The 24,644-nt window shown below is 67.3% G+C and carries 18 protein-coding genes; 5 read left to right on the top strand and 13 right to left on the bottom strand.

All coding sequences use genetic code 11. From position 1 onward, the window contains the following. Positions 1-65: 65 nt before the first annotated feature. The 4 genes from R3E10_02345 to R3E10_02330 all read right to left on the bottom strand — a co-directional run bounded on the left by R3E10_02345 (position 66) and on the right by R3E10_02330 (position 5,777). On the bottom strand, positions 66-572 hold the full coding sequence (locus R3E10_02345; protein MEZ4414572.1) for a hypothetical protein: 507 nt from the start codon (positions 570-572) through the stop codon (positions 66-68). A 16-nt stretch (positions 573-588) separates the two neighbouring features. Continuing rightward, positions 589-1,053, bottom strand: a complete 465-nt coding sequence (locus R3E10_02340) for a hypothetical protein (GenBank protein MEZ4414571.1) — start codon at positions 1,051-1,053, stop codon at positions 589-591. 114 nt (positions 1,054-1,167) lie between these two features. Then, complete coding sequence (locus R3E10_02335) at positions 1,168-2,487, bottom strand: hypothetical protein (protein MEZ4414570.1); 1,320 nt, start codon at positions 2,485-2,487, stop codon at positions 1,168-1,170. A gap of 17 nt (positions 2,488-2,504) precedes the next feature. Then, entirely contained in the window at positions 2,505-5,777 is a 3,273-nt protein-coding gene (locus tag R3E10_02330; protein ID MEZ4414569.1) for a SusC/RagA family TonB-linked outer membrane protein, read from the bottom strand. Between the two features lie 301 nt (positions 5,778-6,078). Here R3E10_02330 and R3E10_02325 point away from each other — a divergent pair, with 301 nt between their 5' ends. Further along, positions 6,079-7,494, top strand: a complete 1,416-nt coding sequence (locus tag R3E10_02325) for an FAD-binding protein (protein MEZ4414568.1) — start codon at positions 6,079-6,081, stop codon at positions 7,492-7,494. A gap of 32 nt (positions 7,495-7,526) precedes the next feature. Here R3E10_02325 and R3E10_02320 read toward each other — a convergent pair whose 3' ends face one another. The 4 genes from R3E10_02320 to R3E10_02305 are packed head-to-tail and all read right to left on the bottom strand — an operon-like array spanning position 7,527 to position 10,823. Further along, positions 7,527-7,910, bottom strand: coding sequence for a RidA family protein (locus R3E10_02320; GenBank protein ID MEZ4414567.1), 384 nt, complete (start codon positions 7,908-7,910; stop codon positions 7,527-7,529). A gap of 59 nt (positions 7,911-7,969) precedes the next feature. Next, entirely contained in the window at positions 7,970-9,067 is a 1,098-nt protein-coding gene (locus R3E10_02315; protein MEZ4414566.1) for an alanine racemase, read from the bottom strand. Then, entirely contained in the window at positions 9,067-9,597 is a 531-nt protein-coding gene (locus R3E10_02310) for a TlpA disulfide reductase family protein (protein MEZ4414565.1), read from the bottom strand. Before R3E10_02310 ends, R3E10_02315 begins: the two co-directional genes overlap by 1 nt. Continuing rightward, positions 9,594-10,823 (bottom strand): exo-alpha-sialidase, encoded by a 1,230-nt coding sequence (locus R3E10_02305; GenBank protein MEZ4414564.1) that lies wholly within the window; start codon positions 10,821-10,823, stop codon positions 9,594-9,596. Before R3E10_02305 ends, R3E10_02310 begins: the two co-directional genes overlap by 4 nt. A 247-nt stretch (positions 10,824-11,070) precedes the next feature. On the opposite strand from R3E10_02305, the gene R3E10_02300 reads away from it, so the two are divergent. Further along, positions 11,071-14,166: a peptidase S9 gene (locus R3E10_02300; protein MEZ4414563.1), complete on the top strand. Its 3,096-nt coding sequence runs from the start codon at positions 11,071-11,073 to the stop codon at positions 14,164-14,166. Positions 14,167-14,279: 113 nt separating this feature from the next. On the opposite strand, the gene R3E10_02295 is transcribed toward R3E10_02300, so the two are convergent. From R3E10_02295 to R3E10_02285, 3 genes are read right to left on the bottom strand one after another with little or no spacing between them, the layout of a single operon-like run. Continuing rightward, positions 14,280-15,215 carry an MlaD family protein gene (locus tag R3E10_02295; GenBank protein ID MEZ4414562.1) on the bottom strand — a complete coding sequence of 312 codons (936 nt, stop codon included), beginning with the start codon at positions 15,213-15,215 and terminating at the stop codon, positions 14,280-14,282. Positions 15,216-15,237: 22 nt separating this feature from the next. Beyond that, complete coding sequence (locus R3E10_02290; protein ID MEZ4414561.1) at positions 15,238-16,005, bottom strand: ATP-binding cassette domain-containing protein; 768 nt, start codon at positions 16,003-16,005, stop codon at positions 15,238-15,240. A 25-nt stretch (positions 16,006-16,030) separates the two neighbouring features. After that, positions 16,031-16,840, bottom strand: coding sequence for an ABC transporter permease (locus R3E10_02285; protein MEZ4414560.1), 810 nt, complete (start codon positions 16,838-16,840; stop codon positions 16,031-16,033). A gap of 228 nt (positions 16,841-17,068) precedes the next feature. On the opposite strand from R3E10_02285, the gene R3E10_02280 reads away from it, so the two are divergent. Both R3E10_02280 and R3E10_02275 read left to right on the top strand, forming a co-directional pair. Further along, positions 17,069-18,364, top strand: coding sequence for a M20/M25/M40 family metallo-hydrolase (locus R3E10_02280; GenBank protein ID MEZ4414559.1), 1,296 nt, complete (start codon positions 17,069-17,071; stop codon positions 18,362-18,364). Then, on the top strand, positions 18,354-19,112 hold the full coding sequence (locus R3E10_02275) for an SDR family oxidoreductase (protein MEZ4414558.1): 759 nt from the start codon (positions 18,354-18,356) through the stop codon (positions 19,110-19,112). Before R3E10_02280 ends, R3E10_02275 begins: the two co-directional genes overlap by 11 nt. A gap of 100 nt (positions 19,113-19,212) precedes the next feature. On the opposite strand, the gene R3E10_02270 is transcribed toward R3E10_02275, so the two are convergent. Further along, the gene (locus R3E10_02270) at positions 19,213-21,948 is read right to left on the bottom strand and encodes a M14 family metallopeptidase (GenBank protein MEZ4414557.1); all 2,736 of its coding nucleotides are present in this window, start codon (positions 21,946-21,948) and stop codon (positions 19,213-19,215) included. A gap of 109 nt (positions 21,949-22,057) precedes the next feature. Next, positions 22,058-23,182, bottom strand: coding sequence for a quinolinate phosphoribosyl transferase (locus tag R3E10_02265; GenBank protein ID MEZ4414556.1), 1,125 nt, complete (start codon positions 23,180-23,182; stop codon positions 22,058-22,060). A 223-nt stretch (positions 23,183-23,405) separates the two neighbouring features. Here R3E10_02265 and R3E10_02260 point away from each other — a divergent pair, with 223 nt between their 5' ends. After that, positions 23,406-24,641, top strand: a complete 1,236-nt coding sequence (locus tag R3E10_02260) for a hemolysin family protein (GenBank protein ID MEZ4414555.1) — start codon at positions 23,406-23,408, stop codon at positions 24,639-24,641. Positions 24,642-24,644: the final 3 nt, after the last annotated feature.

The raw sequence follows: 24,644 nt of genomic DNA, 5'->3' as shown, positions 1-24,644 counted from the left end.
GAGAGAGTGGGCCGGGGCCCGAGGTGGGGCAAGACCCCTCGGGACGCAGCCCGAGGGGTTTCTCGTCAGCGCACCGGGCGGAACGGAGTGATCGGTGAGGCCGGGTTCACGTCGATCGGCCGGCTGTCCCCGAACAGACCACCGTCGATGACGAGCGCATCCAGGGCCAGATAGACCCCCGCCGCCAACAAGGTGACCAGTGCTCCGGTCTTCACCGGAGCGAGCTGGCGCAGGCTCAGGGACTCGATCCCGGACATGGGGATGGAATAGCGCGTCGCGAACTGGAAGTTCTGCTGTACGGTCTGTCCTCGCGCCGTAACCACTTCCATGTCCAGCACATTCCCTTCCAGGCCCGTCACCGTCCCCTCGAGGTTACGAACGGGCTCACCCCGCTCCTGGCTCTGACGAATGGCCTCCTCCACCGTGAGCCGGGCGCGCACCCGCTCTCCGGGAGAAGCCACCTGCACCGGCTGGAACGTGTAGCAGCCCGATCCCAGCACAGCAAGCGCCAGCGTCAACACCAGGCCGACGGCTCGTCCTGGAACCCGACCGCTCTTCGGATCGCTTCCCACGAGCTCCCCCCTCCCCTCAGATGACTTCGATGACATTGGTGAAGAGCTGGTTGAAAATGTACGCCCAACGGTAGATCTCCTGCGAAGTCAGCGGCCCGCCCACATCGAAGCGCAGATCCGAGTCCAGATAGATCCTGACCTGGACGTTGCTGAGGTTCTCCTGATCCCGCTGCGCCTCGAAGAAGAAACGCTTGGCGTCGCCCTGGTCGATGCCTCCCACCAGGTTGATCACAGTGTCGAACGGGAGCGTCCGGATCAGCGTGTCGGCAGCGAATAGCGACACTGCGGTACTCCCCCGCTCGGTCAGTCCAGCGTTGAAGGACTGCGATACAATCAGCGCCGCTGGCGTGCTCGCATCTCCGGTCACCAGTACCCGTACCGTGTCCGGGGTGGGATCCTCGAACCAACTGCAGGCCGGAAGGCCCGAGAAGACACCGACCCCCCCCAAAACCGCCAGCCCTCTCAGACAAGAACGAATCATCTTCCTCCTCCGTGACGTGGCCCAGCCAGCTAGCCGAAGGTCCGGGCCCCCGACCGACTCGGTCGAGGACCCGGACCCGTTCTGCTACCCTCAGTCAAGCTGAAGGATTCGGCGTCAGCAGCCCACCCCGTTCATGTGGCAGTTCGAACGGATCTCGGTGATGGTGATGGGCAGCAACGTGCCAGGCGCCGAGCGGGCATCTCCGTTCGGCTGCCAGTCCGCATCCACGATCCCGAAGCGGTACATGTCGGCCAAGCGCTGGCCGGTCAGGAACGTGTTCACCTTGCGCTCGTGCTCCAACATGGCCCGGTCGGAGATCTGGCCGGAGAAGGCCGTCACACCGTCCAGGTCCACGCGCACGGCGTTGATCGCATCGGCGAAAGCGGCGCTGTTGCCACCGGCCAACGCATTCTCCGCCACGATCATGTGCATCTGCCGCTCATCCACGATGAGCAGCGGCTGGTAGACCAGCCCGGCCACGAAGAAGCCGTTGACGCGACGATCGATCTCCCGGTCCGGGCCGCCATCGATCGGGTCCTCGAGCGAGATCCCGATGAACTTCTTGATGTCGAGCGGATCGGGTACCACGTACGCCGGCCCCACGCGGTTCTCCGCGCGGCTGTTGATCCAGCTGGCCAGCTGGTTGGTCACCGTCGAGGCGCTGTACTCGAAGTCCCAGTGCCAGTCGGTCCCACCCATGAGCGCCAACGCCGCATTGGCGTCGGCCGCCGCGCCCGCGTCCTGCACCAGCGGCGAGGCGGTGTTGACCGACGGCTGGATCTTCGCGCGAATGCCCTTGGCAAACTTGGCACGGGCCCTCATGGCCAGCGCGCGCGTCTCGACTTCGCCGTCACCCGCGGCCCGGGCCAGCGACACCGCCTGGTCCAACCGGGAGACTGCGTCGTCGAAGACGCTGGGCATCTGCGCGGCCGGCACAGGAGCCCCGGCTTCGCGCTTATTGGAGAACGTCATCTCCTGCTGGACCTCACCGATCACCGTGTAGAGGGTGCCCGCGGTGAGGTAGGCCTTGGCCAGGGTGCCGTTGAACTCGGTCAGCCCCTCGTCCACGTGCACCTTGACCAGGCGAACGGCCTCGTCCGCCATCCAGCGGGCCTGGGCCAGCTCCGGATAGGCCACGTCGGTGAACTCGTTCTCCGCATTGGAGAGGAACCCGTAGTCCAGCGCCTGCCAAGCATCCCGAGACCCGGTCCACACCAGCTCGTCCGTGGCGACACCATACACCTGCCAGATGTCGCTGACGGCGACCGCCGCGAGGGCGAGCGCGCCGTTCACCACGGCGGCGGCGGCCTGCGTCTTGGACAGGCTCTCCTCCGTGAGGTTGTTCGGGTTGTTCACGTCGAGGATGCCGCAGCCCGTGGAGGCGAACACACCCACCAGCGCAGCAACCGCGAACGTCTTCTTCATCGTTTGCATCGTTCGGCTCCTCATCCTCAGAAGCTCACGCGGAGCGACGCGGTGAGACGCCGCGGGGTCGGAACGCCCCAGCCCTCGACGCCCTGCAGGAAGTTGTTGTCGATGCCGCCATCCGAGCTGCGGCCGACCACGTTGCCTTCCGGGTCCATGCCGTTGTACTCGCCGTTCACCCACAGCTTCAGGTTGCGGACGCCCAGGTTCAGCGTACCGGTGGCCAACCCCAGCCGCTCCACGAACTCAGAGGGCATGCGGTAGGTGAGGGACAGCTCGCGCCAACGCAGGAAGTCCGATTTGAACGTCGAGTTCAGACCACTCATGGGAGCGAGGGCCTCGATCTCGCGCGCCCAGGCGATAGCCGCATCCAGACGCTGCTGGGCAGACGACGCAGGGTTGAGCATGGTCGAGTAGAGCTCGGCGGCGCGCGGCGTGTTGCGGCCGATGACGGCATTGGCCTGCCGGAACTCACCGGACAGGTTCTGGTGCCAGTAGTTGCCGAACTTGTACTCGAAGTTGCTGACGAGCTCGAAGTTGTCGAGGAACGCGATGTTCATCCCGAACGAGCCCTGCCAGTCCGGATTCGGCTTGCCGTTGTAGCTCTGCAGCAGACCGTGCCCGCAGTTGTGCGAAGCCAGCGTGCCGTCCGCCACTCCGAAGTCGGAGTTGCCGTAGGCCAGCGGCTTGAACGAGCTGGGGTTGACCGGGCCGGCGAAGTAGGCCAACGCCTGCGCCTGGCTGGGCTCCGTGCAGGACCCGTCCAGGTTGAGCGGAATGGCCAGCTCGCTGGCGAGCTTGGCACCGAAGAACGCGCCGGGCGTGTAGCCCTCGACCAACCAGTTGCGGTAGCGCGGATACGAGCCGCCGCTCTTGATGGGCGCGGCGCCACCGAGGCTGGTGATCTCCTCGGTGATGTACGACGCGTTGGCGTTCACGTTGATGCTGATGTTGTCGCCCTGATAGAGCGAGCCCTGGGCGCCGATCTCGAAGCCCGAGGCCACCAGCTCGCCGATGTTCACCAGCTGCCGGTTCTGGAAGCCGCCGCTGGGCGGGAACTGCTGGTCGACGAGCGCGTCGGTGACCGTGCGGTCCCAGTACGTGACGTCGATGGCGGCGCGGTCGTTGAAGAAACCGAACTCGGCGCCGACTTCCCACTCGGTGGAGACCTCAGGGCTGAGGTCGTTGTTGCCCAGGTTCGAGGGGCGCACGCCGGCGCCGTCCACGTACGCGTAGGGCGAGTAGGTGGTGAAGCGATCGAAGGCGCCCGGCTGCAAGCCGGACTGCCCGATGGCCGCACGCAGGCGGAAGGTCGAGACCGTCTCGCTCTCCCACCCGAAGGCATCCGTCGGGATAAACGAGATCGAGGCCTTCGGATAGAAGGCGGTGTTGAAGTTCTCACCGAACGCCGAGTTGGCGTCCCAACGGCCACCCACCGTCACGAAGACGTAGTCGTTGATGCCCAGCTGCTCCTGGAGGTAACCACCGACCTGGGTGTTCTTCTCCCAGCGCTCCGACACGTACTGGTCGGCACCGGCCTGAGCGACCTCGAGGCCGGGTCCGGGGAAGCGGGAGCCGCCGCCACCGGAGGTGGTCTCCTGCACCAGGAAGCCCTGGCCACCGGCCAGGAAGGTGCTCTCGAAACGCTCACCGAAGCGACGCACCCAGGACATCTTGGCATCCGCGGTGATCTCGCGGTTCGTGCGGTCGCTGATGTTGCGGTCACCCTCGGGGGTCGAGGACGAGAAGCCGTCCACGTTCCAGCCGTAGGGGCGGAAGTCGTAGGCCTCTTCCGAGACCAGGTCGACGCCGAAGGTTCCGTCGAGCACCAGCCCTTCCCGCACTTCGTAGTTGGCGTTCAGGCTACCCGCGAAGTGGCGCGTGTCGCCCACCGTGTACTGCTGCAGGTTCTCGCGGAGCGTGGCGAAGGCCGGCGCGCCGAAGAGGTTGTCCGGATTGGCCAGGCGCAGCTGCGCCATGAGCGCGGACGAGAAGCCGCCGTAGATGTTGTTGCCGTTGTTGGGTGTCTCCTGATGCACTTCCGAGTACAGCGAGGAGAGCCGCAACGACAGCTTCTCCATGGGGAAGATGTTCAGGTTCAGGTTGGTCTGGACGCGGCGGTTGATGTCCTCCGCGATCCCGCCCGTCTCCGGCACGCTCAGGTCGACGGTCTGACCGTTCACCGGCAGGTTGGTGCCGTCGAAGGGACCGTTCTCGGACGAATAGCGGCCCGACGCGAAGTACGTGATCAGGTCGCTGCCGCCCGTGACCGACGCGGCGTACGTCTGCCCGTAGCCCGTGTTGAACAGGTTCTGGAGCAGCGGATACTCGTACACGTCGAACGGCGACACGCCGGCGCCGAACATGCTGTTCATGCGCGCCGCGTCTGCCGCGTCACGCGGGAAGTCCGCGAGGTTCTGCATGCGGTCCTTGGGCGTGGTGATCGCCGTCTGCTGCACCTCGAAGGTGAAGCGCGGCGTGCCCTGGCGGCCCCGCTTGGTGAAGATCTGGATCACGCCGTTGGAGGCCTCGGTGCCGTACAGCGTGGCGGCCGCGGCGCCCTTCAGGATCTCGATGCGCTCGATCGTGGACGGATCGATGTCGTCGAGACGCGACGTGCGGCCCTGGCCGCCCGCGCCGATCTGGTTGCCGGCGAAGCCACCCGAGTTGTCCACCCGGATGCCGTCGATGTAGACGATCGGCTCGTTGGACTGGGAGAGCGACGCGGAACCGCGGATGCGGATCGACGAGCCCTCACCGGTGGTGCCGGAGCCGATGCCCCCGACCACGCCGGGCTCGCGGCCCTGCAGCAGCTGGGACACGTCCGCGATGGGCGCGTCCTGCAGCTCGGAGACGTCGACGGTGGCGATGGTGTTGCCGAGCTTTCTCTTCTCGGTCGCCACGCCGGCGCCCGTGACCACGATCTCGGACAGCTCGATGGCGGTCTGCGAAATGGCCACGTCGGCCACGGAGGACTGGCCGGACGTTACGGTGACGGTGGACGTGCCCTCCTTGTAGCCCACCAGCTGCACACGGATCGTGTGCGTTCCCGCCGGGACATTCAGAAGAATGTAGCGGCCGGAGGAGTTTGTCAGAGCGCCGATGCCGGTCCCCTCGATGAAGACCTGGGCGGACTCGAGCGGACGCTGAGAACCTGCGTCCGTGATCGTGCCCGCGATCACGCCGGTGCTCTGTTGTGCCTGGACCGCAGACGGAGCGAACGCCAGACCGAGAGCCATCACGGCCCCGGCGGCGAGCCCGATCCACGACCTCAGGCCAACGGACGTTGGACGGATCATGTGGGTGTCCCCCAAATGGGTTTGGAGAATACATACGTCCCCATCCCGATCCGCCCCCACGAACCACGCCAGGCATAGGCGCAGATGGGATGCGGAACGAGATTGGGTCGAGTATTCCCCTGGTAAGACGGGAGCACCGGCCGTGTCAAGCTGAGAGCGGGCTTGGGTGCGTCAGCCCTGACCCACCTGGAGCGGGCCCCCGGCCCCGCTAGCTCGGGCCCAGGGACCCAGATCAGGATCCGCCGGGGTAGCCAGCGCCACCCCCGACCCACCTCCCAAACTTCTGTGGATGGAGCATCCCATGTTCCGCCCCCTGACCAACTTCGGCGGCAACCTCACCTTCCGCCCCGGCGGGCGGGCGGCGCCGCGCTCCGAGGAGGAGCTCCTGGGGCTACTGGCCCAGGCCCGCTCCCAGGGCATCCGGGTCCGCGGCGCAGGGCACTCGTGGAGCCCGCTGATCGTCACGGATGGCCTATCCGTCGACCTGCGCCACTTCCGGGGGATCGAGGTGGCCCCCGACCGAAGGCGGGTGCGGGTCGGCGCCGGGTGCCGCCTCAAACGGTTGCTGCGGGTGCTGCGCCGTCGGGGGCTGACGCTCCCGTCTTTGGGGCTGATCACCGAGCAGACGGTGGCCGGGGCCGTGGCCACGGGCACCCATGGGTCGGGCCGCCACTCCCTCTCCCACTACGTCCTGTCCGTCCGCTTGGCCGTCTATGGCCCGCATCCCGACGACCCTCCCCGGATGATCGATGTGGACCAGCCGGGCCCCCTGCTGCGCGCCACACGCTGCGGCCTGGGGGCGCTGGGTGTGGTCACCAGCCTCGAATTGCCCGTGGTCCCCAGGTTCGGGATCCGTGAGGTCCTCACGCGCCGCCAGACCCTGGACCAGGTGCTCGCCATGGAGCGCACGCACCCCCTCCAGCAGTTCTACCTGATCCCGCACCGCTGGGACTTCGTGGTGCAGGCCCGGCGCGCGGTCCCGCTTCCCCGCGTTCGACCGGCAGCCCTGCTCTATCGCTTCTACTGGCTGCTGGCCCTCGACCTCGGGCTCCACCTCGTGATCAAGACGGTGGCAGCCGTACTTCGTAGCCCCCCCGCCATCCGGTGGGCGTTCCGCCGCCTGCTGCTCCGCTTCCTGGTCGAGGACGTGGAGGTGACCGACGCCTCGGATCGGATGCTGGTCATGGAACACGAGTTGTTCCGGCATCTGGAGATGGAGCTGTTCGTGCCGGAGGAGCGACTGGCCCTCGCTCTGGAGCGCGTGACGGAGATCCTGCAGCTGGCCGACGACGCCTCCTGGCAGCCCAGCACTCCCTTGGAGGAGGCCGCCCTACGCGCCGGGGTGGAGGCTCCCCTGCGGGCCCTGGGCGGCACGTACACCCATCACTACCCGATCTGCGTTCGTCGCATCCTCCCGGACGAGACGCTGTTGTCCATGGCTGCGGGGGCCCACGTCTGGTACGCGATCAGCTTGATCACCTACGTCGAACCTCGGGAGCCCTTCTTCCGACTCTGCGCCGTCCTCGCGCCGCTGTTGGCCGACGAGCTGGGGGCACGTCCGCACTGGGGCAAGTGGATGCCGCTCGACCAGGACCGGATCGCTCGGCTCTATCCGGAGTTGCCGGAATTCGTGCGACAGTGCCGGCGGGTCGATCCCACCGGCACCTTCGCGAACGGATTCCTGAGGGACGTGCTCGGGCTCGGCCAGGCGGGGTAGTCCGACCCAGGGCCGAGGGGCGCCCCAGTGGATCAAAGGCGGGCGATGACCTCGATCTCCACGTCCACGTTCTTGGGAAGCGTCCGCACTGCCACCGTCGAGCGGGCGGGCCGATGCTCGCCGAAGTGGGTGGCATACACCTCGTTCATCTCCTGGAACGTCGCCATGTCGGCCAGGAAGACGGTGGTCTTCACCACTCGTTCCAAGGACGCGCCCGCCTCCTCCAGGATGGCACGGATGTTGGCGAAGACCTGCTCGGTCTGCTCGGCCACGCTGCCGGCTACGACCGCGCCGGTTGTGGGATCAAGGGGAATCTGGCCTGAGCAGAACAGCCAGCGGCCGACCCGGATGGCCTGCGAGTAGGGTCCGATGGCGGCAGGAGCCGCGTCCGTGTGCAGTGCATGTAGCGTTCTCATCGACAGAGCATCCTCGTCAGGTCCATCGTTCAGGTGAGCTCGCCTCGATCGAAGTCGAGCTAGCGGACGTAGGGCCCCCGGCCGCGAGCCGGAAGCGACCACGGTTTCCAGGCCTCCCCGTCCCAGGCCAGGAGGCGGTCCTGCAGGTTCACCGAGACGCAGACGTGATTGGGGACGATCCGGACCCGCTCGCCCACGCTCGGGCGCCACGCAGTCGCGCTGAGGTCGAGGATGCCGTGCTCCTCAGAGAGGCCTCGCACCCGGACTTCGGGCCGCTCCAGCAGCACCCCAAATCCGGCCCCCTCTCCTCGCAGTGTCTCTTTGGCCAGAGCTTTGGATCCGGCATCCACCACGGCCTGCCCGGGAAGCGCGGTGCTGATCACGGTGGCACAGATGGAGTAGGCGTACTGGTCGGGACGGCAGGCACCCAGCGCGGCGATGTCCCGATCATTGAAGATGCAGGTGCCCGCTCGACACTCGGTCATGCCTCCGAGACGGTCCGAAGCCCAAAGCGTGGGAGTCGACCCGCCGCTCACGATCTCGGGCTCCAGGCCCTCGGCCCTCAGGGCTTCCAACAACCCGTGGAGGCGGGCCTGCAGGGACGAGAGCTCCGACTCGGATTCATCGATGGGTGCGCGGATGTGGCCTGGATAGAAGAGCACGCCCCGGTACGCGACCCCCGGCGATCGAGCGGCCGCACGCGCGAGGTCCAGCGCCTCCTGGGTGCTGGCCACCCCGACCCTGCGCATCCCCATGTCCACTTCCACGACCACCCCCACCGTGCGGCCCGCGGCGGAGGCCCCCCTCGATAGCATCTGCAGGGCGTCGTGCGAGTCCAGCGCCACGGTGAGCCGCACCTGCTCGGGCAAATCCAGGATCCGGGCCAGCTTGGTTGGCCCCACCGGTGGATAGGCCATGAGCAGGTCGTCCGCGACGCTGGCCATGACCTCCGCCTCGCGGGGCGTGGCCACCGTGAGCCCCCGCGCCCCCTCCTCCAACTGGATGCGCGCCACCTCGAGGCACTTGTGGGTCTTGATGTGCGGCCGCCAGGAGACACCGGCGCCAGTCAGGAACTCCACGACTCGACGCGCATTGGCCCGCACGGTCTCCACGTCCACAACGGCGACCGGGGTTTCGATGCCCTCCGGCGGGACCATCACGGCCCCAACACGTCCATCAGCGCCCGCTCGAACTGAGGATCCGACTCCACGATGGGTCCGAGGCGCGCGAAGCGAACCACTCGCTCGGCATCCAGGAGGAACGAGACCGGCAGACCGATGACACCGTAGAGATCCATCGACTTGGAGCTGGGGTCGAGGAGCTGCAGGTACTCGACGCCCGACTCCTCGAGGAACGCGTCCACGGCGGTCCGCGCCTGGGCAGCGTCGACGCTGACTCCAACCACGCGTAGCCCGCGATCCCGGTAGCGGTCCTGGAGGGTCTGCAGGTACGGGATCTCGGCGCGGCACGGCGGACACCAGGTGGCCCACAGGTTGAGGAGCACCGGCGTCCCCTGCAGCTCGGACAAGGCGACCTCCCCGCCCTCCAGGTCGAGCAGCACGACGTCCGCGATCGGCTGGCCCACCGTGGGACGCTGGATCCGCACTGTTTCGCTCCGGCAGGCGCTCGTGAGCACGGCGAGCGCGAAGACGGAGCCTCTCCCCATCGACACGAAGCCTCGGCTCACGGAGCCTCCCCCCACGGAAGCACCGCGGCTCGAACGCGCCCCAACGCATCGTCCGTCCACGCCACCAGCACCCCACCCTGGAACCGGGTCAGCCGCGGAAACCCGGAGGCACGGGCGGAGCTGGTGCGCGTGATCACCCACGGCTCGCTCGTCGCTCCGCTGGCGGTGACCTCGCGCACCCGGATCTCCGCTTCCCCGTTTCCGAGGTCCTCCACCCAGCTGACCAGGGCGGCGCCGTCCTCCTTCATGCGCACGTCCACACGGCCGATGGGATCCCCTCCGTCCACCCGCAGAGGGGGCGCGAAGCTTCGGCCCCCGTCCCGGGAGAACGCCACGTTCACCTGACGGACGTCCGCCGGCGCGGTGAACCAGGCCACCACCACCGTGGAGCCCTGTGCAGCGACCGCAGGCCCGTTCACAGGGCAGGCCGCGATCTCCCATCCGTCGACATGGACCGGCCTGGGCTCACTCCAGGCGCCGTCGGGGCCACGGCGGACGCTCCAGATGTCCCGGATCTCCTCGGGGCTTCGGTCCCGGTAGACGACCACAACTCCCTCGTCCGTCACCGCCATGTCGGTCTGGCAACAGTCACAGGTGCGCCCATCGAGCTCGAGGTCGGGACCCATGGTGGCTATGCCCGTCACCAAGCGGGCATGCAGGCTCATGGCGCCGCCATGCCCTGACCCTCCGGTGTGCCGACCGTCCAGCCACGCCAGCAGCGCGCCCTCCGCCGCGGGCACCATGCTGACGAAGCCATGCTCGGCGGGGGACTCGTCGTCGTGGAGCGTCCAGGGCTCGCTCCATACGGCGCCGTCCCACAAGGCGACCCGGATTCGGTAGTCGTAGCTTCCGTCGGAGTCCCTTTCCAGCCAATACGCCAGCCGGGTCCCGTCCTCGAGGGACACCACACCCGGAAAGTCGGCCCAGTTGACGAAGTACGCCTCGGACTGCGCCACGGTCTGCGCCTCAGACCAGCCGCGGCCATCCCATTCCGCCATCCGGAGCCGGTAGGCACCACCCCGGGTGGACGAGCCCCGCTCCCCGCTGCCTGCCGCGGGCTCGAGCCAGGAGAGCAGCGCACCGCCATCCGGCAGGGCAGACGCAACGGGGGTAAGGCTCCCCTCGCCCACGGGCGGCGTCAGCAGCTGCAGCCCGTCGGCAGCCGGCTCCCCACCACCACACGCAGCGAGCATCAGGGTCAGCCCCACCCGAGCAGGGCGGAGCATCCCGGTTCCGGTGACCTGGGGTAGCCTCGACCGCACCGATCCTCTCTTGTGGGCATGCGGGGGCCCCGCGTCAACGCGCCGCCCCGCCAAGGGATGTCAGGTGCAACAATGGGGCGCGGAACTCGTTTCTCCAAGGGGGGATTCGGCGAATGAGCGCTGGGACCCAACGCTCCGGGGCCTGTGTATGTCTTTGGGGCAGATGATCCGCTTCGGTCCGTCCAGGACCGGGCCGTACTCGAGGAAGGCCATGCTTCTCCGCCACCGTTCCACCGGGGGCCCGTCCGCGCTTTCGCTCCTCCTCCTGGCGGCGAGCGCCGTGCTGTTGTGGAGCACGCCCGCCACCGCTCAGTACTTCGGGCGCAACAAGGTCCAGTACGACAGCTTCGATTTCGAAATCATCCCGACAGAGCGCTTCGACATCCACTTCTATGAAGAGGAAGCGCGCGCCGTCGAGGACGCGGCCCGCATGGGCGAGCGCTGGTACGAACGCCTGGCGCGCACGTTCCAGCACGAGTTCGCGCAGCGGAAGCCCGTGGTGCTGTACGCGGATCACCCCGACTTCCAGCAGACCAACACGCTCACCGGGACGCTGAGCGAGGGCACCGGGGGTGTCACGGAGTCCATCAAGAACCGGGTCATCATGCCGTTGGCCGGCTCCTACTGGGACACCGATCACGTGTTGGGGCACGAGCTGGTCCATGCCTTCCAGTACGACATCGCCCAGTCCCGCCAGGGTGGCGGCCTGCAGTCCCTGGTGCGACTGCCGCTGTGGATGATCGAAGGAATGGCCGAGTACCTCTCGGTCGGTAGGGACGACCCACTCACGGCCATGTGGCTGCGCGACGCGTTGCGGCGCGATGACATCCCCACCACCGAACAGCTCTCCAAGGACCCCAAGTACTTCCCCTACCGCTTTGGTGAGGCGTTCTGGGCCTATGTCGGCGGCACCTACGGAGACGACGCGGTCATCAACCTCTATCGCCGGGCCTTGCGGGTCGGCGTCGAGCCGGCCGTTCGGCAGATCCTGGGCACGACCGAGGACTCCCTCTCCGTGGCGTGGCACGAGCAGATCCGCTCGGCCTATACGCCGCTGCTCGAGGGGCGGACGCCGCCCGAGCAGATCGGGACCCTGATCCTCTCCCCGGAGACCGGCGCGGGTCGGCAGAATGTGGCACCGGCGGTCAGCCCCGACGGCCAGTATGTCGCCTTCCTCTCCGAAAAGGACCTCTTCTCCGTCGATCTCTTCCTGGCCAATGCTCAGACGGGTGAGATCATCCGCAAGCTCTCGAGCGCGGCCGCGGATCCGCACTCGGACGCCATCCGCTTCATCGACTCCAGCGGCTCCTGGTCGCCAGACGGCAAGCAGTTCGTGTTCGTCGTCTTCGCCGACGGTCGCAACGAGTTGGTCATCGTCGATGTCGACAACGGGGATGCGGAACGTCGCTTGGAAGTGCCCTCGATCGGTGCCATCACCAACCCGGCCTGGTCACCGGACGGCCAGAGCATCGCGTTCTCGGGACAGGTGGGCGGGATCACGGATCTGTTCTTGATCGACCTCACCACCGAGGAGATCCGTCAGCTCACCAACGATCGCTTCGGTGACTTCCACCCGACCTGGTCACCCGACGGGCGCACCATCGCGTTCTCCAGCGACCGGAGCGGCCAGACCGACTTTACGCGCCTGCGCTACGGCAAGCCGCAGATCGCATTGTACGACATGGCGAGCGGGCGCGTGGACGTGCTCGATCTCTTCGGCGAGGTCAAGCACATCAACCCGCAATACGCGCCGGACGGGCGGTCCATCTACTTCATCTCCGACCCCGACGGCTTCCAGGACATCTACCGCTATGCGTTCCAGGAGCGCGAGATCCGCCGGGTGACGAGGGTCGCCACAGGCGTGAGTGGCATCACCTGGGAGGCGCCGGCCATGACCGTGGCCAAGGACGCCGGCACGGTCGTCTTCTCGATCTTCGACGAACGCGAGTTCCACGTGTACGCGCTCGACGTGCAGACGGCCGGCCAACCGGTGACCGCCGAGGACTTCGCGGGTCTGCAAGCAGGACGCATCCTTCCGCCGGTGGACCCCAAGACCACACAGCGCGTCAGCCGCTATCTGGATGACCCGGACACGGGCCTGGTGCCGCCGGGGACCTATCTGGCGCAGGACGCGCAAGACTACGATTCCGACCTCCAGCTCGACTTCGTCGGGCAGCCCACCATCGGCGTCGGAGCCGATCAGTTCGGCAACTACGTGTCCGGGGGTGCGGCCGCGTTCTTCAGTGACATGTTGGGCAACCGCCGGATGGGCGTGGCGTTCCAGGCCAACGGCACCTTCAAGGATCTGGGCGGTCAATTCACCTATCAGGATCTGGGGAACCGGTGGAACTGGGGTACGTTCGGGGGACGCATTCCCTATCAGTACATCGGTGCCAGCTTCGGCATCACCCCGGAGGGGTTCCAGCAGATCGAGTTGCAGCGCTACCGGATCTTCCAGGACGCGATCAACGGCGTCCTCGCCTACCCCTTCACCACCACACGACGGGTGGAAGGCTCGCTGGGCTTCAACCGCTACTCCTGGGACCTGGAGCTGGAGACCCAGACCTACGATCCCTTTGGCAACATCATCGACATCACCCGTGAGACGCGGAACGACCTGGTGCCGGCGCCCCTGAACCTTTTCCAGGGCTACATGGCGCTGGTCAACGACTACTCGTTCTTCGGGTTCACGTCACCGGTGCGGGGCGGGCGGTCGCGTCTGCAGGTCGGGGGCACGGTGGGCACGGTCGACTACCTCACGTTGATCGCCGACTACCGGCGCTACTTCAACCCGATGCGCAACCTGACCTTCGGGTTCCGGACCTACCACCTGGGCAACTACGGGTCCTCACTGGATAACAGCGAGCTGCGCCCGATTCCGTTGGGCTTCGAGACGTTCATTCGCGGATATGCTCCGGAGAGCTACGACGTGCAGCGCGAGTGCACGCAATCGACGACCTCCACCTGCATCGAGTTCGACCGTACCCTGGGCCACCGGATCGGTGTGATCAATGCGGAAGTCCGGGTGCCGCTCTTCGGGACGGAGCAATACGGCCTGCTCAACTTCCCGTACCTACCCACCGAGTTGGTCGCCTTCGCCGATGGCGGTGTGGCCTGGGACGGGTTGCACCCCGCCGAGCTCCGTTGGGACCGGACCACCCCGGACCGCGTTCCGGTGTTCTCAGCCGGCTTCTCGGCGCGCACCAACATCCTGGGGTTCCTGGTGCTGGAGAGCTACTACGCGTTCCCCTTCCAACGCCCCAACAAGGGCTGGCACTGGGGCTTCTCCATCGCCCCGGGCTGGTAGGCGCTGCAGCCGGGGGTGGTCTCCGCGCCGCTCCGGTCCAGACCAACGAAGAGGGGGCGGGTCCCGAGCGGGCCCGCCCCCTTTTCAACGACCCTGGTCCGGACTGGCCGGGCCTAGAAGACCGAGATCTTCAGATAGCGGCCGGGGTGCTCACGCAGATCGGTGAGCAGTTCCTGAAGCGCGATCGAAGCTCGATTCAGGTTCTCGTACAGCTCGTCGTCCACGCTCAGCCGACCCAGGGAGCCTTCCCCACGGGCCAGGCGACCCAGCACGGTGTCCAGCGACGCCGACGCACCTTCGAGCGTGGCGGCAGTGGCGCTGAGGCGCTGCATCGCGGTGTCCGCCTGCGCCAGCGTCTGCTGCACCTCTGGAGTGGACGCTTCCAGGCCCTGCGCCGTTCGACCGAGCGACGCGGTCAGGCGGGCCAACTCGTCCCCTTGCTGCCGGCTTACGCGCGTCAGCGTCTCCAGCAGCGTCTTCAGTTCTATAGCACTGGCTTCGACCGAGGCGACCGTGTTGTCGGAAAGCGCCTCTCTCAACTGGCCCAGCACGGCCTCGGCCTGGCCCCCGATCTGACTGGCCGTCTGCATGAGATCGCCGCCCTCCGCTGCCCCCGGCAGCACCGCCCCTTCCCGCGCAAGGGTGCTGGCCTGGCCCCGCACCACCTCCACGGTCAAGCCCCCCAGGAGTCCGGAGCTGGCGAGCCGTGTGCGCGAATCGGTGGGGATTTCCCACTCGCCTTCGATCTCCAGCGTGATCGCCACGGCGCTGTCCTGGATCTCGAACGCGTGCACCCGGCCGATGTTCACGCCCTTCATCTGGACCGGGTCGCCCTTGCGGATCCCGCCGGCGTTGTCCACGAGCGTCATCACCATGTAGCGCCCCCGGAACGACGCGGGATCGGTCATCAGGAAAAGCACCAACATGAAGGAGATGAGTCCGATCAACACGAACACGCCGACGCGCAGCTCATGCGCACCTGCGGCCGGCGGGACGGCCGCCTTGATCTCCGCATCGGAGGGACCGCGTCGACTCTCTTCGGTTGCCACGCTTGAGCTCACTCCGCTGTCGTCAACTGACTTCCAGTGCATCGAGCGCGCGCTCGGCAGCACTGCGATCGATGAACGCCTGCACCACTGGGTCCGGAGACGCGCGGAACTCCGTGGGCGTCCCAATGAACCGTACGCGCCGCCCCTCCAACATGGCCACGCGGTCACACATATCCAGGCCACCTTCGATGTCGTGCGTGACGATGACGGACGTCACGTTGAGATGACCGGACAGCTGCGTGATCAGTCGCTCCACGGCGGCGGTGTTGATTGGATCGAGCCCGGTGGTCGGCTCATCCCACAACAGGATCTCCGGCCGGCCCACGATGGCTCGCGCGATCCCCACGCGCTTGCGCATGCCGCCGGACAGCTCGGAGGGCAGCTTCCCCAGCACTTCCGCTGGTTCCAGGTTGACCTGGTCGATGGCCTCCCAGCAACGACGCTGCGCCTCCGCGCGGGACAGCTCCCGCAGGCGGGCTTCGGGAATTCCCATGAGGACGTTCTCGAAGACATTGACGGAGTCGAAGAGCGCCGCATTCTGGAACACGTATCCGACCTTCTGCCGCACCCAATCCAAGGTGTCGGTGCCGCCGAAGTAGATCGAGCGGCCGTCGATGCGCACGTCGCCCCGGTCCGGGACGATCAGACCGATGGTGGTCTTCAGGAGTACGCTCTTCCCGGTCCCGGACGGACCGAAGATCCCGAACATCTCGCCCGTCTCGACGGTGAGGCTCACACCGTCCAGCACGGGAATATCAAAGGACTTCGAGACGGACCGGTACTCGATCATGGGCGCAGACGCTCTCCCCTACCCGTCACTGGAGGAACAACGGCGGGAAGAGGGCGTCCAGGATCAGGACCGTGAGGGTCATGAACATCACCGAGGCAGTGGTGGTGCGACCTACCCCGGAAGCGCCCCCGCCGGTGCGCAGCCCCATGTGCACGGCGATCAGCGGGATGGCGAAACCGAACGTGATGGCCTTCATGAAGGAGTAGAACAGATCCCACGAGTGCCAGAACAGTCGTGCGCCATACAGGAAGCCATCCCACCCCAGGCCCACGGTCAGGTCGGCGGCCACCATGCCGGCGAAGATGCCGATTGCATCCGCGATGCCCACCAGGGCCGGGACCACGATGATCCCCGCCACCAGGCGCGGAGCGGCCAGGATCGCCACGGGGTCCCGCCCCAGGGAGTGCAGCGCGTCGATCTGCTCGGTGACGACCATGGTGCCCAGCTCGGCCGTGATGCGGGCGCCCACGCGGCCCACCAGAACGATCGCGGTGAGGACCGGCCCCAGCTCCAGCACGATGCTGGCGGCCACCACCGAGCCCAGCACATAGAGCGGAATCGAGCCGGTGAACTGGTAGCCACCCTGCTGGCTGGTCACGATCCCCGACAGGACCGAGGTGACCAGCACGATGGGGATGCTCTGCACGCCCATCACGTAGATCTGGCGCACGATGGAGCGAAGGGAAACGCGCAGGGTGACGACGGCGCGCACGATCTCCACCAGGAGGAGCGCGAGCTGCCCCGCATGTTCTGCCGTGCCTTGGGCCACGCGGCCCACGGCCCGGAGGGGGCGGGCGATCGCGGGGGGAGGCAGGATCTGGGCGCGAGTGCTCACGGCGACCGGGTGACGGGACCGCCCGTGGAGGGCGCGGGTGCGAGGAGCTGGGTGAGCCGCGATCCGGCCCTGGGCGCAACCACCGGCTCCACCCTCCAACCCCTTGGACGACGTCAACAATCGAAGCGCACCCAGGCGAAATCAACCCATGGCGACCTGATTGATTCAGCTTGGGGGAGCCGCTACCGTCCGGATGCGTTCCTGACCCCCCATCTTCCCGGATTCTCCATGCCGATCCCGCGCCCCCTCGCCCTCGCCTGTCTGCTCGCTTTGCCTTTCATTCCGCGGCCCGCCCTGGCGCAGGCCGCCGGTGCGGAGCGGGAGATCCAGGCGCTGCTCTCCAATCCCGGGGTGCGGCGAGCCCTGGACCACGTGGAGGAGACCGACGCCCAGACGATGGAGGATCTGCTGGCCCTGACGCAGATCCCGGCGCCGCCCTTCATGGAGCAGGAGCGGGGGCGCGTCTTCCGTTCGATGCTGGAAGACCTGGGCGTCGATACCAGCTGGGTGGACCCCGAGGGGAACGTGGTGGGCGTGCGGCGTGGGAGCGGATCCGGGAAGACCATCGTGTTCTCCGGCCACCTGGACACGGTCTTTCCGGAGGGGACGGATGTCACGGTCCAGATCCGGGGGGACACGCTGGCCGCCCCAGGGATCGCGGACGATACACGGGGTCTGGCCACGGTCCTGGCCGTTCTCCGGGCCATGAACGCTGCGGGGCTCCGCACGGACGCGGACATCTGGTTCGTCGGGACCGTGGGTGAAGAGGGGCTGGGCGACTTGCGGGGGGTCAAGCACCTGTTCCGGGAGGGGATCCCACACCCGGACATCTTCATCTCGATCGATGGGACGGGCGCCGAGGGGATCACGCACGAGGGTCTCGGATCCCACCGCTACCGCATCACCTTCAAAGGACCGGGCGGGCACTCCTGGGGTGCCTTCGGCCTGGCCAACCCCGCGCACGCCCTGGGCCGGGCCATCCGCTATTTCCAGGACGGCGCCGATCCCTATACCCGCAGCGCCCCCCGGCGCACGAGCTACAACGTCGGCGTCCTGGGGGGTGGAACGTCCGTCAACTCGGTCCCGTTCGAAGCCTGGATGGAAGTCGACATGCGCTCCGAGGGTCAGGAGACCCTCGCCCACGTCGATTCGATCCTGCAGGCGGGCGTGCAGCGGGCCCTGGTCGAGGAGAACGAGCTGCGCCGCCGGGGCGAACCTCTGACCGTCGACGTCCAGTTGGTCGGTGACCGTCCCTCCGGGAGCGTCCCCGCGGAGACCCCGTTCCTGCAGAGGGCGATCGCCGCCACCAAGGCGCTGGGCCTGGAGCCCCGCCTGGGGATGTCGTCGACGGATTCCAACGTGCCCATCTCATTGGGCATCCCGTCCATCACCATCGGCGGGGGTGGCGTCGGCGTGAACGCCCACTCGCTGAACGAGTTCTTCATCAACGAGAACGGTGCCCTCGGCATCCAGCGCGCCCTCGTGATCCTCGTCGCGGAGGCCGGCCTGGCGAATGTCTCGTAGCCGGGGGCCCCTGGCAGGACGGGTCGCGATCGTCACCGGCGCCTCCAGCGGGATCGGGCGGGCCACCGCGTTACGCCTCGCCGCCGCCGGCGCCAAGGTGGTGGCGGCGGCACGCCGCGTGGACCGTCTGGAAGCGTTGCAAGCCCGGGCCCCCGAAGAAAACGCCTTCCTGGTGGTGCCCACCGACGTCACCTCGCGCCGCGCCATGGAAGCTCTGGCGGCCCTGACGCTGGATCGCTTCGGCACCATCGATATCCTGGTCAACAACGCGGGCGTGATGCACCTGGCGGAGCTCAGCCGCCTGGACGTCGCCGACTGGGAGTGGATGATCGACGTGAACGTCAAGGGTGTCCTCTACGGCATTGCGGCGGTTCTGCCCGCCATGCTGCAGGAGGGCCGCGGTCACATCGTCAACGTCGGTTCCTTGGCAGGCCGGCGGCCCTTCCCGGGCGGCACGGTCTACGCCGCCACCAAGCACGCGGTCCGCGCGCTTTCGCGCGGGATGCAGCTGGAGCTGTCGGCCGCGACCAAGATCCGCATCACCGATCTGGAGCCAGGCGTCGTTCGCAGCGAGCTGGCAGAGAACATCCGCGATCCCGAAGCGCGAGCCGCGTTTCTGGCCCGCTGGGAAGACAAGCGCCCCCTGGAGCCCGCCGACGTCGCGGAAGCGATCCTGTTCGCCGTCTCCGCCCCCGATCGCGTCAACGTCTCGGAGATCCTGGTGCGGCCCACCGACCAGGAGACCTGAGCGCCTCTGCCTTCCACGAAGGCTCCGCTGCCTCGAACAGGAAAGCGGGCCGGGACCCGGAGGTCCCGACCCGCGCCGCGCACCCGCCAGGCCGAGCTGGTCAGCGTAGCGTGGTCGCCTTGCCCTCCGGATACCAGATCCCGTTGAACAGCAACGGGAAGGTCCCGTGCGTCTGCCCGCGGAAGGCGACCTCCGGCCCGAACACGAACAGCTTCCCGCGTCCGACATCGGCTTCCAGGATCGCAGCACCGCCATTGAGGTGCTCCTGCCCCCATGCCCAACCGCTGCGCAGGGGCTGTGGTCCATAGCGGCCCACGGTCTTGAGTCCAGCGGCGCTGCCCACCTTGAAGACCGGGCTGGCGTCGAACATCACGTCGATCCGCTCGTCCAACCCGCGGGTGAGCGGTGAGGAACGGTCCAGCTCCACCGCGAGGATAGAGCCGGGGATGAAGTACTCTTCTTCGGCCAGGTGTTCGTTGGTTCCCGGCTTGACCATGTAGTCGCTGACCGGCAATCCCAGCATCGACGCCAGCTCTGTGGAGGAGCCGATCGTGATCACCGTCCCGCCCCGCTCCAGGAAGTCGCGAATCGCGGGCAGGCTGCTCTCGGAGCTGAACGATCCGAGATGCGACCGGTATTCCGCTGGAATCGACTCCGCATCGGGTCCCCGACCTCCGAAACCACCTCCGGAGCGGATGGCTCCGTCGGTGAAGATCAGAACGTCGAAGTTGCGGTCGAGGCGCCCGGCGTCGATCTCCTGCGGGAAGACCTGCCGGAACGAGAACTCGAAGCGCTCGAGGATGAAGCGGGTCCAACCGGAAGGCATGATCCCTCCGTACTGGTCGAAGAGTCCGACGCGAGCCCGCCCGAGCTCGAGCGCCGCACCTGCGGGCCGGGTGGACACACCCGTGAAGCTGACGCCCAGCTCACGCGCCGCCGTCTCGACGATCGGACGCACTCCGCCGCCGCTCGGAATGAAGAATGTTCCCGGCTCGAAGCCGTCCCCGGAGGCCTCCATCCAGTAGACCCGCTTCCCGGCGGCCCGCAGGCGGTTGACCACGGTGAAGGCATCCTTGAACCGATGGCTCATGAGATAGCCGGCCCGCGCATCGCCGCTGACGCTGCCCGCCGGGGGCGCGAGCAGTTGCTCCTGCACGACTTCGAACGGACCGTCGAAGCCGTCGACGAGACGGTCGAAGTCGACGTCCATGGTGTAGGCGAGCGTCCACCCGGTCAGGTCGTATGGCGGGACCGGCGGCCCGCCCGGGTAGGCGAAGTCGTTGGGGTGGTCCTGCGGCTCGAACATGTCGATCACATGGGGCCTGAACGCCTGGTCGGCTCGAACCACGTAGGAGCCCGCCGGATAGCGTTTGCCGCCGGCGCTGAAAGCGGCGGTCGCCCGCTGGACCTCGATGCCGTTCTTCAGCAGCGTATTGAGGAACTTCACCGCTGTGGGCAGGTCCGCCTGATCGGCCGACAGGATGTAACCCCGCGGGTCCCGATCCTCCGGACGTCGCAGCAAACGGTCGAAGTCCGCCGCATTCCCCCGAGCACGCGCACCGCCCCGTCCCGGACGAGACGGGAGCGCTTCCTCCGCCCGCGCGATCCACTTGGGCCGCACGGTCCAGGTGTCCTGGCTACCACGGGCGATGGAGTTGGTGCCCATCTTCCAGATGTTGTACAGCAACCGGTCGCGATTGCGCGACGCGTAGTCGAGCACGGCCCGGTTCGCGGTCAGGGAGTATTCGATCGACTGCCGGAAGTGCCAGGTCTGCGTCGGCTTCACCGGTAGCGGCAGGTCGCCGTGCGTGAGCTGCTGACTCGGCAGGAACGGAATCTCGATCGGGGTCGGGTTCCCCACCGTTTCGGTGAGCAACCCCACCATGTTCTTGAAGTAGGGTGTCGTGCGAAGTCCTCCGTTCCACCAGGTCGAATAGCTGGAGCCCGAGCGCATGGTGGTTCCACCCTTCCCTTCCATGACCATCCGCGAGTGCATTGCCGAGCCGACCTGATCCAACGCGGTGATGATCATCGGATCGAAGTGGTAGTTCGGCGGATCGCGGAAGGGCGGCGCGAACATGATGGTTCCTTCGGGCCCCGTCTGGTGGTGGTTGTACACGATCTGGGGATACCACTCCCGGTACATGACCCGGTTCATGTTGGTGGTTTCCGCCAGGTTGGACATGAAGAAGTCACGGTTGTTGTCGTGCCCCGCGTACTTCTCGTACAACACCGGGATGTTCGAGGTCGAGCGCTTCAGCGGGTCGTCCTCCCGCATGTACCAGGTGGACACCAGCTCGTGTCCATCGGGGTTGGCGTGCACGGCCAGGATGATCACGTCGTCCAGGAAGCGCAGCGTCTCGGGATCGGAGCGGCTGGTCATCTGGTACACCAGCTCCATCAGCTGCTGCGCGCCCAGCACCTCCGTGGCATGCAGGCCCCCGTCGATCCAGATCACCGTCTTCCCTTCCGCCGCCAACAGACGCGCCTCGTCTTCGCTGACGCCCTTGGCGCGCGCCAGACGTTCGGAGATGCTCCGGTAACGCTCCAGGTTCCGGTGGTTCTCAGGGGAGGTGATGATCGCCATGAGGTGCGGGCGACCCTCCTCCGTGGCGCCGATGGTGTCCAATACCATCCGGTCCGATTCGCGAGCCAGCGTCTGCCAGTAGTCGATCAGCTGGGTGTACGTGGCGAGGAAGTAGTCGGAGCCCAGAGCCTGTCCGAACGCTTGTTCGGGCGAGGTGACACGCTGGGCGACGAGCGGCAGCGGTGCGAGCGCGACGATCGCGGTCATTGCGATCAGCAGGCGCCCACCGCGCAAGCGGCGAGGAGACATCGGTTCCCTAGGGGCTGAGGTACGCGACCTGCACGCACGGGCGTGCTGAGGCAAGCTCTGCCGCGGCCGCCACCCGTGTCAACCCGAGCAAGGGAGCGGCTTCAGGGCCTCATTCGACCGACAGCAGCCGCTCGGAAGGGCGGAAGCGGCGGCCCACCTTGGCCAGGTCCCGTCCGCCCTCCTGGACCACGTCGGCAGTGTAGTCGTAGGAGCCGTGCATGAGGGCCGAGCCCACCCCGTAGGAGTCCACGGGCACACCGGCTTCCTCGAAAACCCGGATCCGGTCCGCGTTGAAGCCCCCCGAGGCGACGATGCGGACGTTGCGGAACCCCTCCCCGTCCAATGCCGAGCGGACCTTCTGCACCAGGCGAGCGTTGACCCCCCGGGGGTCGAAGTCGCCGAGCTCATCCATCAGCGAACGGTCCACCATGGTGGAGGCCGTATCGAGCCGCACCGCGTACAAACGAGCCCCCAACGCGCGCGCCACCGCCAACGAGGTGCTGACGCAATCGTTGTCGAAGTCGACCAGCGCGACGATCTGGACGTGCTCGTCGACGTGGGCAGCGAGCGCCCGCGTCGCACGCACGGTGTCTCCGCCATAGGCCGCGATGAGGGCATGGGGGACGGTTCCGATGCCCTCGGAACCCCACCAGGAGGCCTGGGCATCCGTCGACACACCGATGGCTCCCGCGATGTGCGCGGCCCATCCGTCACCCGTCTGCACCATCCAATGGTCATGGCGCGCCGGGAAGAACATGACCGACTTGGGCCAGGCAGCCTCGACCACGGCGCGGGTATTGGTGGCGATCTTGGTACGGCGGGAGAGGACGCCCACGTACAACGTCTCCAGGTGGGCGAAGGCGGCGTACGGCCCCTGGATCTGCAGCACCGGCTCCCAGGGTTCGGCCCGGTCTCCGTCGCAGAGCGCGCGTACGTCCAGGTCTCCGAAGGAGTAGCCGTCGGTGAGGCAGAGCTTGAGGATGGCGATGGCCTCGTCGGTGCCCGCGACCCAGGCCCTCTGCTTCTGGAAGACCTGGACGGTCACCTCGGGGTCGATGCCGTCGGCCTTGAGTACCTCCCGCGCACGCACGAAGTATTTGTCCGAGTAATATCCGCTCCGCATCTTCGCGACCGGCAGCTGGAAGATCTCCGGATCGAGGCGGCGGGCCAATCGTAGGGGAGGCGGCGGCCCCCCAGGACGGTACGGATTGTAGTCGGTCTCACGATCTGGCATCGGGTTCCTCGGGCACATCGGACTGCGAGGCGCGCGCCCTCGCTTCCACCCACCTGGGTCGGAACCTCGCCTCGACATCGCGGGCGGGAAAGGCCCGCGCCACCCGCCCGCCGGCTGGCGCAGAGGACCCCAGCGGATCATCTTCGCCACGGCCCCCGGTCACGCCCGGTCCGCGGGGGTCCGGACGTGGCGCCCGAGCCCCGGTGACCTCAACCCACAGCGGATGACCAGGCTCCTTTGGGTTCTCGGGATCTCCCTGGCGATCTCGTTCCTCTGCTCGATTCTCGAAGCTGTCCTGCTTTCGATCACGTATCCGTTCGTCCAGGTGCTGAAGGAGCAGAACCCCAGGGCCGGACGCTACCTCGAGACGTTGCGGGCGGAGGTCGAGGAGCCCATTGCGGCCATCCTCACCCTCAATACGATCGCCCATACGATCGGAGCGGCGCTGGCCGGAGCCATCGTCCAGGATCTGTACGGGGATCGCTGGCTCACGGCGTTCTCGGTCTTGCTGACGCTGGCCGTCCTGGTGCTCTCGGAGATCATCCCCAAGACGGTGGGCGCCTCGTTCTGGAAGGGACTGTCGGTCCCGGCCGCCTACGTGCTCTGGGGGCTCGTCTTCATCATGAAGCCGGTGGTCTGGACGCTCTCCATCGTGCAGAACCTCATCAAACCCCGCACCGCCCACCCGACGATCAGTCGCGCGGAGATCGAGGTGTTGGCTGAGATCGGCCGCAGGGAAGGCACGTTGGACGAAGCGGAGTGGCAGGTCATGACCAATGTCATGAACTTGGACGAGGTCTCCGCCGGCCAGGTCATGACCCCTCGCACCGAGATCGTGGCTGTGCCCAGCGACGCCACGGTCGAGGAGGCGAAGTCCGTCATGCTCGATCAGGGACACCTTCGCCTCCCGGTCTTCGAGGGGAGCTTGGACCGCGTCGTGGGGGTTCTCCTGGCGCGGGACCTCTGGCAGGCCGATCGCGCCGGAGCGACGGAGATCCGTGGCATCATGCGCCCCATCCAGTTCGCTCCCGCATCCAAGCCGGTCGAAGAGCTCATCCCGGAGATGCGCCAGAAGCGCACCAAGATGATGATCGTCGTCGACGAGTTCGGGGGCACCGCGGGCCTCGTCACTCTAGAGGATCTGATCGAAGAGATCGTCGGCGAGATCCAGGACGAACACGAGGTCGACGAGCCGATCGACTTCGTGGACCTCGAGGACGGCCGCGTCCGGGTCTGGGGTGGGGCCCTGCTGGACGCGGTGAACGAACACCTGGGGCTTTCGCTCGAGGACCCGTTGAACGACACTTTGGCCGGTCATCTCTTCGGACGGCTAGCGCGGGTGCCCCGTCCGGGAGACGAGATCCAGGTCGCGGGGGGTAGGTTCCGGGTGGTGGAAATGGTGGGTCGGCGCATCGAATCCGTCGAATTCGAGCCTGCTCCGCGGCACGAGACGGACTGACGG

The organism is Gemmatimonadota bacterium (assembly GCA_041390105.1).
Classification (GTDB): domain Bacteria; phylum Gemmatimonadota; class Gemmatimonadetes; order Longimicrobiales; family Gaopeijiaceae; genus JAGQIF01.
Note: the sequence above shows the minus strand (reverse complement) of the source record. Positions and strands in the feature narration are given on the sequence as shown.

What these genes read in the sequence shown, in the direction of transcription:
- R3E10_02300 (MEZ4414563.1), top strand. Translation starts at nt 11,071, where the DNA reads ATGCTTCTCCGCCACCGTTCCACCGGGGGCCCGTCCGCGCTTTCGCTC.
- R3E10_02260 (MEZ4414555.1), top strand. Translation starts at nt 23,406, where the DNA reads ATGACCAGGCTCCTTTGGGTTCTCGGGATCTCCCTGGCGATCTCGTTC.
- R3E10_02320 (MEZ4414567.1), bottom strand. Translation starts at nt 7,910, where the DNA reads ATGAGAACGCTACATGCACTGCACACGGACGCGGCTCCTGCCGCCATC.
- R3E10_02290 (MEZ4414561.1), bottom strand. Translation starts at nt 16,005, where the DNA reads ATGATCGAGTACCGGTCCGTCTCGAAGTCCTTTGATATTCCCGTGCTG.
- R3E10_02315 (MEZ4414566.1), bottom strand. Translation starts at nt 9,067, where the DNA reads ATGGTCCCGCCGGAGGGCATCGAAACCCCGGTCGCCGTTGTGGACGTG.
- R3E10_02340 (MEZ4414571.1), bottom strand. Translation starts at nt 1,053, where the DNA reads ATGATTCGTTCTTGTCTGAGAGGGCTGGCGGTTTTGGGGGGGGTCGGT.
- R3E10_02305 (MEZ4414564.1), bottom strand. Translation starts at nt 10,823, where the DNA reads ATGCTCCGCCCTGCTCGGGTGGGGCTGACCCTGATGCTCGCTGCGTGT.
- R3E10_02330 (MEZ4414569.1), bottom strand. Translation starts at nt 5,777, where the DNA reads ATGATCCGTCCAACGTCCGTTGGCCTGAGGTCGTGGATCGGGCTCGCC.
- R3E10_02280 (MEZ4414559.1), top strand. Translation starts at nt 17,069, where the DNA reads ATGCCGATCCCGCGCCCCCTCGCCCTCGCCTGTCTGCTCGCTTTGCCT.
- R3E10_02335 (MEZ4414570.1), bottom strand. Translation starts at nt 2,487, where the DNA reads ATGCAAACGATGAAGAAGACGTTCGCGGTTGCTGCGCTGGTGGGTGTG.
- R3E10_02325 (MEZ4414568.1), top strand. Translation starts at nt 6,079, where the DNA reads ATGTTCCGCCCCCTGACCAACTTCGGCGGCAACCTCACCTTCCGCCCC.
- R3E10_02265 (MEZ4414556.1), bottom strand. Translation starts at nt 23,182, where the DNA reads ATGCCAGATCGTGAGACCGACTACAATCCGTACCGTCCTGGGGGGCCG.
- R3E10_02275 (MEZ4414558.1), top strand. Translation starts at nt 18,354, where the DNA reads ATGTCTCGTAGCCGGGGGCCCCTGGCAGGACGGGTCGCGATCGTCACC.
- R3E10_02270 (MEZ4414557.1), bottom strand. Translation starts at nt 21,948, where the DNA reads ATGTCTCCTCGCCGCTTGCGCGGTGGGCGCCTGCTGATCGCAATGACC.